The sequence below is a fragment of the Candidatus Korarchaeota archaeon NZ13-K genome, assembly GCA_003344655.1.
Taxonomy (GTDB): Archaea; Korarchaeota; Korarchaeia; order Korarchaeales; family Korarchaeaceae; genus Korarchaeum.
This window is the reverse complement of sequence record MAIU01000027.1, coordinates 1-12,401: the sequence shown is the minus strand read 5'-3', so window position 1 is coordinate 12,401 and position 12,401 is coordinate 1. Positions and strand designations below refer to the sequence as shown.

Sequence of the window (12,401 nt, the reverse complement as noted above, 5' to 3'; positions counted from 1 at the left end):
GTGCTCTACCATCATGAGCTGGAGGCCATGAGGCTAGTGCACCTGGAGGATCTAACCGTGGAGGAGGCCTCCATGAGGATGGGTCTACCCAGGGCCACCTTCTGGAGGATACTCGAGTCCGGGAGGAGGAAGGTAGTGAGGGCCCTGGTCGAGGGGAGGGCCATAGCCCTGAGGGCCTATGAAAAAGTTTAAATATTTTTGATACATGTTTCAGATGGGTGATGCGATGGGCTGGTGGAGGCGTTGGGGTCCCTGGCCCGGTCGCGGGCCCTTCAGCTACCTCCCGCCCTGGCAGAGGCCGGGATGGTGGGGCAGAGGATGGTGGTGTTGGTGGTGGTGGACTCCTCCCCCGAGCTCGGCCTTCCCGAGCAGGGATGAGGAGCTGAGCTACCTGAGGAGCCTGGAGAGCGAGCTCAGGGAGAGGCTGAAGCAGATAGAGGAGAGGCTGAGGGAGCTTGAGGAGGGAAAGAGCTGATCCTCATCCGTAAAGAACGACCTTTAGCCCGGCCTCCTCGAAGATCCTTTTTATCTCATCCAGCCTCTCCCTGGATGGCCCCTTCCTCACCTCCATTTTGTAGGGAAGTCCCAGCCTGTCGTACTTCTCCTTGACGTCGTGGTATGGTAGTAGGTGGATCTCCTCTATTCCGAGCTCCGAGAGGAAATCTCTTATCATCCTCAGGTTCTTATCTGTGTCCGTTATCCCGGGGATCACGGGGAACCTGGCTATCACATCCCTCCTCCTCCCGCTCTCCACCAGCAGCCTGAGGTTCCTCACTATGGGCCCGCTCGGGACTCCGGTGTAGTACCTGCTCTCCTCCTCGTCCAGAAGCTTCACATCATGGAGGAAGAGGTCCACCTTGTCGATCAGGGACCTTACAACATCGCTGGAGGCGAAGCCGGATGTTTCCACCGCGGTGTGAATCCCCAGCTCCTTGCAGGCCGAGAGGACATCCCTGAGGAAGGCCGGCTGGAAGAGGGGCTCTCCCCCGGTGAAGGTCACGCCCCCGCCGGAGGAGTCGTAGTATATCATGTCCTTCCTTATCTCATCGATCAGCTGCTCGACCGTATAAACCCTCCCGACGAGCTTCAGGGCGCCGGAGGGGCAGTTCTGGGCGCACAACCCGCAGCCATTGCAGACTCTCCTGTCTATTGAGTGAACGTCGCCCGCTGATACGCTTATCGCACCTAGGGGGCAGACGTCCTGGCAGAGGTGACAGTGGATGCACTTGTACTCGAAGTATATGACCTGGGGCTCCGGGCTGATGCCCTCTGGGTTTTGGCACCACCAGCACCTGAGGGGGCAGCCCTTCATGAAGACGTTCGTCCTTATACCGGGACCGTCGTGTATCGCGAACCTCTGAATGTCGAATATGATGCCGGAGCTCAAGCGATCACTCCCAAAAAAATCGTGAAAATTATAGGTGTTTGTGCTCGGTCCTCTCTATTATCTCGTCCTGAAGGCCCCTCGGGAGGTTAACGAAATAGTCGCTGTAGCCCGCTACCCTCACCATGAGATCCTGGAAGTCCTGCGGCCTCCTCTGAGCCTCCCTCAGCAGCTCCGCGCTTACCACGTTGAACTGAACGTGATGACCCCCCATCCTGAAGAAGGCCCTTATCAGATGGGCCAGCTTCCTCAGGTTCTCCTCATCGTCGAATATGTCAGGGGTGAGCTTCTGGTTGAGGAGGGCCCCTCCGGTCTTGTCCCAGTCGCACTTGGCGACGCTCCTGAAGACGGCCGCTATCCCCTTCCTATCCATCCCCTGAACAGGTGAGACGCCCTCCGACACGGGGAATCCTGATTTCCTCCCATCAGGCGTCGCCCCGGTCACCTTCCCGAAGTAGACGTGAACGGTGGTCGGGAGGAAGTAAGCCTCCCTCCTAGCCCTCCTCACCGGGGTCGGGGGATAGCTCCTTATCATATCCACCACCGCGTCGACCAGCATCTTGGCTATTGAGTCGGCATAATCATCATCGTTGCCGTACTTCGGGGTCCTGTCCGGGTTCCTGAGGACCTCCCTGAGGAACTCATACCCCTCGAAGTCTTTCCTTAGGGCATCCAGGAGCTCATCCATGCTGATCGTTCCCCTCTCGAACACGTGATACTTGATCGCTGCGAGGCTGTCCGTGACGGTGCCTAGCCCTACGACCTGTATGTACTGCGTGTTGTACCTAGCGCCGCCAGCGTTGTAGTCCCTCGCGTTCTCGACGCAGTCCTCTATCCAGAGGGAGAGGAAGGGGACCGGTAGGTACTTGGCGTACAGGGCCTCTATTATGTCATTCCCCCTCATCTTTATGTCGAGGAAGTGCTTCACCTGCCTGAGGAAGGCGTTCCATAGGTCCTCGAAGGTCTTGAACTCCCTGGGATCCCCTGTATCTATCCCTATTCTCTTCCCAGTCCTAGGATCGACTCCCCTGTTCAGGGTTATCTCCAGTATCTTCGGGAGGTTGAAGTAGCCGGTGAGTATATACGCCTCCTTGCCGAAGGCTCCCGACTCGACGCACCCGCTCACCCCGGAGGTCCTGGCGTCCTCCAAGCTCTTCCTCTGCCTCAGCATCTTGACGATGACGCCGTCGAAGTTGAAGAAGGGGGGCTCCCCGAATCCAGGGCCTACTACCTTAAGGGCCTTTATTAGGAAGCTGTCCGGGTTCTTCTCGCTCACAAGAACGGCGGTGTTTGGCTGGAGGGTCCTCATCTCATCCAGGACCTCCAGTATGAGGTAGGAGAGCTCGTTGACGCCGTCCCTCCCGTCGACGGTCAGGCCGCCCAGGTTGAGCTTGGAGAAGTCGTTGTATGTGAAGCTCTCCTCAGCCGTGACCCCAACCTTTGGAACGGCCGGCTGGTTGTTGAACTTGAGCCAGAAGGCCTGGAGGAGCTCCTTCGCCCTCTCCCTGGTCAGCCTCCCCTCCTCGATGTCCCTCTTGTAGAACGGGTAGAGGTGCTGATCTATCCTGCCCGGGTTGAAGGAGTCCCAGGGGTTGGTCTCGTATGTCACGCCGACGTGTATGAACCAGTAGTGCTGCAGCGCCTCCCAGAAGGTCCTGGGAGCATGAGCCGGGACCCACCTGCATATCTCAGCCATCTGCTCGAGCTCCCTCCTCCTCTCAGGATCCCTCTCCTCCCTAGCCATCTGCTCGAGCTTCTCCGCATACCTCCTAGCGTATATCAGGATCGCATCGGCCACTATGTCCATGGCCTTTAGCTCCTCCATCTTCTCGTAGTACTCCGGATCCGATGGATCCAGCGACTCCATCTTCCTCCTTATCTGCTCCTTTATGTCCAGGACCCCCATCTTGAATATCCTCTCCCCTCCGGCCGTGTGGCCCGGGGCCCTCTGCTCCATGAACTCCGTCCAGACGCCGGCCTCGTAAGCTTCTATCCACTCCCTCGGGAGGTTCTCGAATATTATGTCCCTCATCGACCTCCCCTTCCAGAACGGTATGGCCTCCCTCTCGTAGAACTCCCTCGTCTCATCATCGACCTTGTAAGGCATGTTCTTCCTCTTGTCGAGGATCTCAAGGTCATCCAGGCTGTGAACGCATATCTCAGGGTAGGTGGGCACCTCCTTAACTCCCGTGCCCCTGAGTCCGACTATGAGCTGCCCCTCCTCGACGGGGAGGCTCACCCTCTCCATCAGGTACTTGAAGGCGAGGGCCCTCTGAACAGGGATTGATTTCCCCTTCGGGAGGTCACTCTTGTAAAATTCAGTTATTATTTTTGCCCTTTCCAATGAAATTTTTACGATTGAGTTGACGCTTTCCTCCCTCAGCCTGGCTATCCTCTCGTTCAAGGGCCTTACCGCGCTCCTCCTCCTCTCCATTTCCTTCGAGATCTCGACCTCGCAGGAGAGCTCCTGAGAAGTCGCCGTCATGAGCACCCAAGAATCCTTGCGAGTCCTTAGGATATAAACTTTGTTGCATTCAGCTTGGAGTCAGCAGCCAAGGAGCTCCCTGCTGACCACCACGACCGGGACCCTGAACCTGGCCGCCAGCCTCTCTATCGATATCCTGGCCAGGACCTTCCTCAGGGTTCCTCCGAAGCTCCCCGAGGGAAGTATGAGAATGTCGTGACCCTGCAGGCATTCCTCTATCCCCACGACGATATCCCTGGCCAGGAAAACCCTCACCTCAGCGCCTATGCCCGCCTCAATCAGCTTCCCGGCCAGCTCCCTGAGCTCCCTCTCCTCCCTGCTGACATCCTCAGAGAAGGGACCCTCATCCAGGGGGGAGGACGGGGGGACCTTCAGGACCCTGAGCAGGGTGACCTCGACATCCTTGAGGCCGAGCCTGCCTATTAGGAGGACCTTGAGGAGGTCCGGGGAGAATCTGCAGGTCACCGGAAGGAGCACCCTCTTCCTGGGGCTCACTCCTCCACCAGCCTCCCCTCCCTCTTGTGCGTGTGCAGCACGACGAAGCTGTTCGTTCCCCTCACTCCCTTTATCTCGGTCAGCTTCCTTATTATGCTGCTCCTGAACTCCTCCACGGAGTCCACCTCAATCACTGCCACTATATCGTAATCCCCGGTGACCTCGTACAGGTCCAAGACCTCCTCCATTCTCCTCAGCCTCTCCACTATGTCATCAAGCCTGTCGAGCTCAGCGTATATGTTGAGTATCACTAGCAAGGGATCACCTCCTCAGGGCCATCACCTTGCCCGGGAGCCTGCTCATTAAAAGCCTTGCCACTCCCGCCTCCTCCAGCTTCCTCGAGCCCTTCCCGACTATAACGATGACGAAGTCGAAGAGGTCGCTAGACGCCAGGGAGAGGGCGACCTCTGCAGGGTCGCCGAAGTCGACCCTGTAGTCCGCGTCGAAGCCCCCCTCCTCCAGCTCCCTCGCCATTGCCCTGAGGGATCTGCCAACCGCCTCCTTCATCTCGATGAGCTCATCCGCTCTGAGCCCCGAGGGATCGAGCACGGTGACCAGGTGGAGCCTGTACCTCCCCTTGAGCCCCCGCTTAATGTCCTCAACTACATCCTCGCTCTCATAAGGCCTCAGCAGGACCAGGGCCTCCCTCCTGTACTCAGGGGGCTTGATGGCCTCAGCGCTGATCCTTCCCAGCAAGCCCATGCCCGCTGCCCTCCTGTAGGCCGCGTAGATGATCAGCCCGGCCGCCAGCCAAACCAGGCCCACGACCCTGCCCACCTCGTGCATGAGGAGGACCAGGGCCAGGAGGGAGGCCGTTGACGAAACCCCGATGAGGGCCACCAGGTTCAACTCCCTTCCGAGTATCCTCACGTCCCCAGGCACCCTCCAGGGCCTGAAGGCCCTCGTCTCCAGCTTCCTGATCCTCATGAGGGAGTAGTTCACGAGGAGGTATGATATCAGCGCCGCCACCGTGTAAACGTCAGCTATCCTCTCTAGCTCCCTAAGAAAGCTTAGGATCATCGAAATGATGCCTACCAGCAATATGGTCCTGATCGGGGTCCTGAACCTCCTGCTCACGGAGGAGAGGTATGATGGCATCAGCTTGAACTTGCCCATCGAGTAGAGGACCCTGGAGGCCCCCACGACCCCAGTGTTGGATGAGGCCAGGGTCACCAGGAAGCCGGTGAAGGCGACGATTATGGAGGCGTACCTACCGATGAGGGGGAGGGAGAGGGCCAGGACGGCCAGGGACATCTCCCTGTTCTCGGCGAGGGTCCTCCACCCGACGTTCCCGATGCTCACGAATGAGAGGCCAAGGACGTATATCAAGACTGAGATTATGGACATCTTGGTCGCGAGGGGGATCCACCTGTAGGGCCTCTTTATCTCCTCAGAGGCCTGAGCTATGGACTCTATACCTATGAAGGAGCTCATGGCTATCGTGGTGCCGTAGAGCACGTTTTGAAGCCTCAGATCCAGCCCGGGCAGGTAGACCACTCCCCCCATCGCCTCGGGTGACCCGAACTCCCTCATGCCCTCCAGGAGCGATGAGGGATTCCTAATTATGTTCAGGATTCCCAGGGATAGAAGCAGCGTCTCCACGATAAGATCCACTGCCACCAGAACCTCAGTGAACAGGGCCGACTCCCTTATGCCAATCAGGTTGATTAGCAGGAGAAGGCAGATGAGAGCGATAGCCACGAGCGTTATGCCGGGAACCTCGAGCGGACCGGCGCTCAGGCGGAGCTCCCTTATCCCGGGGATCAGGAAGGAGAGGTAGCCGGCGGATGCGACTGCGAAGAGGGATATGTCAACTATGTAGCTGAGGATCAGGAGCCAGCCGGCTATGAAGCCGAAGAGGTCATTCAGGCCCTTGGCAGCGAATACATGGGCGCCTCCGGCCACGGGGTATGTGGAGCTCAGCTCCGCGTATACCAGACCCGTGGTGACGTAGACTATTGAGGCTATGAGGAACGAGAGGGGCGTGGCCCCCGCTGAGAAAAGTGCCACTATACCGAGGGCCGCATAAACATCGGCACCCACGTCAGCATAGCCCATCGAGAAGGCCCCGAATAACCTCACTTCCCTCTTCAGAGATGCTTGCTTTTCGTCCTCTAATTCAGGTCACCCGCCCACCTACCCTCTGGGCCCTGAGCGGCCCGCCCGGGGAATTAAAAAACTTTCCCTTTGATGCGCCGGCAGGCCCGAGCATAGATCAACCTCTGGACCCAGCCCTCCCCTCGAGGTACTCGCCGAAGAAGGCCCAGGCCGAGAAAACTCCGATTAGAAGCCCCAATCCTATCGAGAGCCCGGCCGACAGCGTCAGTTTTATCTCGCTGCTGAGGTTGGTGAGGTCTATGATGAGTATAGCCACCGTGAGGGAGATCAGCATCATGAAGAACATCTCGGTCTTCCTCTCGAACCTCATGGACTTCACCAGCGCGTCTATCAGGACTATGGAGAGGAGGGCCAGTATCACTATGCTCCCCACCCTGGCCAGGTAGTCGACCGCCTCACCGTAGAGCCTCGTCCCCTCTGGGACGAAGATCCTTATGACGCCGGATGAGGCTGCTATCAGGATCAGAGAGTCCGCTATGAGGGAGAAAATCCTCGTGAGCGATATCCTTGTTCCCTCCGGGAAGACCTCCCTCAGGTAGTCCTCGAGCCTCCCCACCCTGACGAGCCATCCTATCAGCCTGTTGACCAGCCTCATCAGCAGGAAGGACAGGAATATTATCAGGGAGGCGAGGGCTATCTTCGGCATGGATATCATGACGTCGTTGAGCGCCCTAAGTATCTCCTCCACCAGCTGCGCCTGCAACTCAGATCCCCAGGATCAAAGTGACGACCCTATAAATTACGTAGAGCACCGTGACCAGGATGGTCAGGAATATTGTTGCTATCATGGTCCTCAGGAACTCCCTGGATGCCTGAGATGTGAAGGAGTAGCCCAGGAGGCTGGTGGAGTAGATCATCCTGCTCACCTCATAAGCCCTCCTCGCCGGGATCACAGCCGTCTCCGGGATGGCAAGGAGGGTAAGGGCGAGACCCGAAAGCTTGATCAGGCCCGCCAGCAAAAGCAGCTGGGAGGAGCTGAAGGGGCGCGCCATGGATATCATGACGGCGAGCAGCAGCCCCGTGTAGTTGGAGGAGGTGAGGTAAGCCGAGGCCCTCACCCTGCCCAGCCTCCGGCTCACATCAGAGAAGATCTGAGTGCCCAGCAGGTTCGCCCCGATGAATGTGAGGGACGTCAGCAGGGAGAGGCCCACGTGATAGACCGGGACCCGGATGAAGGGTATTGTGAGCGTGATCACCGTGTTCATCAGGATGGCCAATGCGTAGGCCCTGTAGCTCCTCCAGAGGTAGGAGCCAAGGGCACCGCCGAGGTTCGCGGTCACGGAGAGGGCCACGGCTAGGTACATCGGGGCACCCATCTCCCTCAGGAGGGGGCTCCACGAGATACCCACCATGTTCCCCCCGGCCAGCATCAGGCTGAGGACCAGGAGGGCCGCGCTGCTCCTGACCTTCGCCTCCTCCTCCTCGCGAGCCTCCTCGAAGATCCTCCCAGGTATGCCGGGGACCAGGAGGAGGGAGAGGGATGAGGAGAGGCCTATCAGAGCGGCAGTGATGTAGCAGAGCTGGTAGGAGCTGGGTGGCTCCAGGGCCGCTGAGACGTACGTCATGAACAGGGAGCCGAGGATGGAGGCCGCTGAGGAGGCCGCCGACCTGTGGATTGAGATCTCTATCACCTCCTCCGCCCCGAAGATGGAGAAGATCAAGGCGCCCATCGCGATGCTCACGATCGCAGAGATTATGTTTGCCATCAGGTAGGCCGCAGACACCAGCCGGGGATCCTGTAGGAGGAAGGGGAGGAAGAGCCAGGCTATTTTCTCAGAGATGTGGAGGAGGAGCAGGGAGTACCTGAAGCTGTTAGTCAGCATCCCAGGTCTCTCGTAGAGGAGTAGGGATATGAGGATCCCCCCTATCGACGTTGGCAGGAGCACCTGGGATATGAGCCCCGTGGGATAGCCGGAGTAGGTCAGCATGGGCACGAAGAGCCCCCTCGTCACCGAGACGTAGAAGCCACCCAGGAGGGCCTCAAGCACCAGCGCCACTCTCCTGATGAAGCCGGCCTGCGCCATCATCCCCCTCTCCATTCGGGCAAGAGATCCTGAGGCTGAGCCCAGAGGCTATAAAAAGGCCCATCGGCGCCTCGATTAGGGGCCATCTCCGGGCACCGGGCAGCCTAACCCTTATTAAGATCAGGTCGCTCCATCCCTTATGAGGGATCTCCTCCTGATGAGCTATGAGGAGGCCGAGGGTTACTTCAGGGAATGCGATCTTGTCCTGCTGCCCCTCGGCTCCGTTGAGCAGCACGGCCCGGCGAACCCCCTCGGGACTGACACCCTGATAGCGGATGCCCTCGCCGGGGAGGTCTCGAGGAGGACCGGAGTGCTGAAGCTTCCAGTCATACCGATAGGCGTGAGCTTCCACCACATGCACTTCCCGGGAACCCTAACCGTGAGCGAGCGCTCGCTCGAGGAGTACCTGCTGGACGTGATCAGGTCCCTCGCCAGGTGGGGAGTTAAGAGGGTTCTAGTCGTGAACGGGCATGGGGGGAACCTGGCCGCGCTTCAGGTGGTCTCCAGGAGATCCCTGGAGGAGCTTGGAGTCAGGGTCTACGTCTACCAGTGGTGGACCTCCAGCTCCGGGATCGTGGAGGGGCTCTTCGGTCCGGAGGAGAGGGGGCATGCTGCCGCAGCTGAGACCTCGATGATCATGCACCTTCATCCCGAGTCTGTCCTGGCGGATAGGCTCCTGGATCAGGAGGTGAAAGAGGATAAGCTGAGCAGGTTGACTCACTTCAGCTACACGATCGAGAGCTCAGGTTCAGGCGTCCTGGGAAGGCAGAGAACGGCTTCCGCGGAGAGGGGAAGGACCCTCTTCGAGGCCCTTGTTGAGGACCTGAGCGGGATCGTTGAGGAGCTAAAAAAGGTTAGAAGCTGACGTATCTCTCCTTGGGAGCTTGGCAGACCGGACATCTCTCCGGAGGGACTTCCCCTATGTAGGTGTGACCGCAGACGGGGCATATCCAGACCTTCCCCTCTATCCTCATGTCCTCCCCCCTGTCCACCGATTCCCTGGCCCTCCTGTAGAGTTCAGCGTGTATCTTCTCCGCCTCATAGGCCCACTTGAAGCTTCTCTCCGCCTGATCGATCCCCTGGGATCTGGCCAGCTCCATGTAAGCCGGGTACATCTCCCTAACCTCGTACTCCTCGCCCGCTATCGCCAGCTCCAGGTTGTGAGAGGTGGATCCGGGCCCTATCGGGGTTCCAGCTGACACCTTGGCCTCCTCCCTGTAATCCCTGAGCACGTTGTAGTGATTTGTGGCGTGAACCTGCTCAGCGTAAGCTATGGCCCTGAATAGCCTGGCCACGTTGGGGAATCCCTCCTTCTCGGCTATGCCTGCGAATATCAGGTACCTCATGTGGGCCATCGACTCCCCGCCGAAGGCGGAGAGCAGGGCCTCCTTGGTCATGGGACGGATGTGGTGCATATCCCGAGCTCCCACTCATTCAATATAAATATTGTTATGGTTCGCTTTCAGAGCATATGTGCCTCGGCCTCGAAAGCGCCGGCCCTCAGCAGATTCCACCGCTGGCTTATTTCGGCATCAGTTCTCAAAGATATTTGCATAAATTTCACTCTTGAATGCTGATCCCGCGCTGATATGCGGCTAGGTAAGCCGAATTGATGCGAAGAGCTCGTGCCTTCCTTCACAGTTGACTGCGACTTTCATGAACCAATGATGAAGGTCCATGAGTCCACAGCAGTCGCTTTATCCCATCGATCAATCAGCCCAGGGGCTAACCTGAGCCCTAAGGGTATCTGAGGGCCCTCCTTATGGTCTCCCTCTCCTCCCCTATCGTGGTGCTGTCCCCGTGCCCCGGAAGCACGAGGGTGTCCTCTGGGAGTGAGTAAAGCCTCTTCAGGCTCCTCCTCATCTGTTTTTGACTATCGGGGCTGCCTGAATATCTTAGGGTGCCGATCGCTCCCCTGAACAGCGTGTCTCCCGTGAATATCACGCCAACTTCCCTGGAGTAATAGCAGACGCTACCGGGGGTGTGACCCGGGGTGTGGAGGGCCAGAAGGCTGAGGCTGCCGAGGCTGAGGCTCAGCCCCTCCTCCACCATCGGGATCACCTCAGGCTCGCTCCCAAGCTCCTCCCTCCAGTAGACCGGAAGCATCTCAACGTCGGCCGGATGAGCGATGGCCCTGGATCCGGCTCTCCTGGTTACCGCGTTTACCTCAAGCACGTGGTCGAAGTGAGTGTGAGTTAGGAGCACCGCCTCAAGTCTCAGGCCGTTTAACTCAAGCAATCCGATCACCTCATCGGCCGGACAGCCGCAATCTATTAGGAAGGAGCTCCTGTCTGGCTTGTCCTCTATCAGGTAGCAGAGGCTCTCGAAGGGCCCGCAGCAGACCCTGAGTATCCTGAGGGTGGGGGAGTCCATCAGCGTTTCCCACACGCGACTCAAGAACCCGGCCAAAACTTAAATCATATCCCCGGCGCGGCTCGCACCGACAGGATGGGGGGACCTCGGGAGGGCAACAGCGTGCATCTGGAGTTTTAGCTAGCCTGATTCGGCTCAGGTCTCTTATGGAGAATGTCAAGCTCAACGTGGATTGGAAATAAAAAATGGAGGGTGTTTATCTCAGCTCTTGTATATGGTCGAGTAAGTCAGCATCATAGGCGGACCGACGAGCACGCCCTCAACGTTCTTCTGAGTTATGAGGATGAGCTCGCCCTGGAAGAGGGGTATCAGAGGAGCATCCTCGGCCAGTATCCTCTGAGCCTCAGCGTAGTAGTTCGTCCTGACCTTTGTATCTACCTCTATGGCCGCCTTGTCCAGGAGATCATCGAGCCTCGGGTTGGAGTAGCCGGATGCAAGCCACCTGTTGGACTCGGTCCTCAGGAACGGGGTCAGGTAGTCATCTGGATCTATGTAGTCCGGGTACCATCCTAGGAGGTGTATGTTCATCCTCCCGCTCCTCTGCTGCTCCAAGTAAGTTGCCCACTCGCTGCTCTTCAGCTCCACCTCTATCATTCCAGTCGCCTCGAACTGCTTCTTGAGGAGCTGGGCCACATCAGCTTCCGTGTCCCCGTAGTGGGTCGGTGTGTACCAGAGCTCGATCTTCAGCTTGTTAGTCTCGCTGTAACCGGCCTGCGACAATAGATTCCTGGCCATCTCAAGGTTGGGCTTGTCCCCGTACCTCTCCTTGAAGCAGTCTATGTGGCTCCACATCCCGTTGGGCACCATGCTGTAGAGGGGGGCCATGGTCCCCAGGAAGACCTTATCTACTATCTCGGACCTGTCCACCGCATATGCCAGGGCCTGCCTGACGCGGACATCGTTGAAGGGAGGTACATCCACCTTAAGCACTATGTACCTTATGAAGCCCCCGGGGGCGACCACGCTCTTGTAGTTGGGGTTGCTCATCAGGTCCTTGTAGTCCGTTGGCCTCAGGGTCTTCCAGGCTATGTCTATCTCCCCCCTCTCCAACGCGAGCCTCATCGTCGAGGCGTCCTTGTAGAACCTTATCACGAAGGTTCCGCTCTTGGGCTTGGTCCCGTGGTAGTAGGGGTTGGCCTCCAGGATCATGTACTCATCCCTCTTGAACTCCTTTATGCAGTAGGCCCCCGCCCCTCCCCAGGTTGCATCGCTCACTATCTTATCGGCCGGATAGCTCGGGTGGACCGGGAAGTACGGCGGGGTCGCCACTAGCGCTAGGAAGTAGCTGACCGGCTTCTTCAGTTTGAACTGGACCGTGTAGTCATCCAGGGCCGTTACATCCTCAACGAAGTCTGTGACGAGCCAGGCCGGGTCTCCGTTTATGCTCATGACCCTCTTAATACTCCTAACAACATCCTGCGCCTTGACAGGAGTCCCGTCACAGAACTTGACGTCCTTCCTCAGGTAGAACACCCAGGTGGAGCCCCCGTCCTTGACCTCGTACCTCTCGGCTATCCCCGGT

The 12,401-nt window shown here is 58.4% G+C and carries 13 protein-coding genes; 3 read left to right on the top strand and 10 right to left on the bottom strand.

All coding sequences use genetic code 11. The features are described from left to right. Both BA066_04285 and BA066_04280 read left to right on the top strand, forming a co-directional pair. On the top strand, nt 1–192 hold the full coding sequence (locus BA066_04285) for a DUF134 domain-containing protein (GenBank protein ID RDD53472.1): 192 nt from the start codon (nt 1–3) through the stop codon (nt 190–192). A gap of 34 nt (nt 193–226) precedes the next feature. Continuing rightward, nucleotides 227–475, top strand: coding sequence for a hypothetical protein (locus BA066_04280; GenBank protein ID RDD53475.1), 249 nt, complete (start codon nt 227–229; stop codon nt 473–475). Between the two features lie 3 nt (nt 476–478). Here BA066_04280 and BA066_04275 read toward each other — a convergent pair whose 3' ends face one another. The 7 genes from BA066_04275 to BA066_04245 all read right to left on the bottom strand — a co-directional run bounded on the left by BA066_04275 (nt 479) and on the right by BA066_04245 (nt 8,506). Then, the gene (locus BA066_04275; protein ID RDD53471.1) at nt 479–1,387 is read right to left on the bottom strand and encodes a glycyl-radical enzyme activating protein; all 909 of its coding nucleotides are present in this window, start codon (nt 1,385–1,387) and stop codon (nt 479–481) included. A 28-nt stretch (nt 1,388–1,415) separates the two neighbouring features. Then, nucleotides 1,416–3,869 (bottom strand): glycyl radical protein, encoded by a 2,454-nt coding sequence (locus BA066_04270; GenBank protein RDD53470.1) that lies wholly within the window; start codon nt 3,867–3,869, stop codon nt 1,416–1,418. Nucleotides 3,870–3,929: 60 nt separating this feature from the next. Beyond that, nucleotides 3,930–4,364, bottom strand: coding sequence for a hypothetical protein (locus BA066_04265; protein RDD53469.1), 435 nt, complete (start codon nt 4,362–4,364; stop codon nt 3,930–3,932). Next, nucleotides 4,361–4,615, bottom strand: a complete 255-nt coding sequence (locus tag BA066_04260; protein ID RDD53468.1) for an Lrp/AsnC family transcriptional regulator — start codon at nt 4,613–4,615, stop codon at nt 4,361–4,363. The genes BA066_04265 and BA066_04260 overlap by 4 nt, the downstream gene beginning before the upstream one ends. Before the next feature lie 10 nt (nt 4,616–4,625). Beyond that, nucleotides 4,626–6,446, bottom strand: coding sequence for an amino acid permease (locus BA066_04255; protein RDD53467.1), 1,821 nt, complete (start codon nt 6,444–6,446; stop codon nt 4,626–4,628). Between the two features lie 133 nt (nt 6,447–6,579). Beyond that, nucleotides 6,580–7,137: a hypothetical protein gene (locus tag BA066_04250; GenBank protein RDD53474.1), complete on the bottom strand. Its 558-nt coding sequence runs from the start codon at nt 7,135–7,137 to the stop codon at nt 6,580–6,582. A gap of 49 nt (nt 7,138–7,186) precedes the next feature. After that, complete coding sequence (locus BA066_04245) at nt 7,187–8,506, bottom strand: hypothetical protein (GenBank protein ID RDD53473.1); 1,320 nt, start codon at nt 8,504–8,506, stop codon at nt 7,187–7,189. Nucleotides 8,507–8,645: 139 nt separating this feature from the next. Here BA066_04245 and BA066_04240 point away from each other — a divergent pair, with 139 nt between their 5' ends. Beyond that, nucleotides 8,646–9,371, top strand: a complete 726-nt coding sequence (locus BA066_04240) for a creatininase family protein (protein RDD53466.1) — start codon at nt 8,646–8,648, stop codon at nt 9,369–9,371. Here the strand turns inward: BA066_04240 and BA066_04235 are convergent. The 3 genes from BA066_04235 to BA066_04225 form a co-directional block, all read right to left on the bottom strand. Further along, a complete protein-coding gene (locus BA066_04235) occupies nt 9,361–9,921 on the bottom strand; it encodes a rubrerythrin family protein (protein ID RDD53465.1) in 561 nt (186 codons plus the stop codon). The two genes, BA066_04240 and BA066_04235, sit on opposite strands and share 11 nt — an antisense overlap. Before the next feature lie 322 nt (nt 9,922–10,243). After that, complete coding sequence (locus BA066_04230; protein RDD53464.1) at nt 10,244–10,894, bottom strand: MBL fold metallo-hydrolase; 651 nt, start codon at nt 10,892–10,894, stop codon at nt 10,244–10,246. Between the two features lie 186 nt (nt 10,895–11,080). Further along, nucleotides 11,081–12,401, bottom strand: a 1,321-nt coding sequence (locus tag BA066_04225; GenBank protein RDD53463.1) for a peptide ABC transporter substrate-binding protein, incomplete at its 5' end; no start/stop codon positions are given.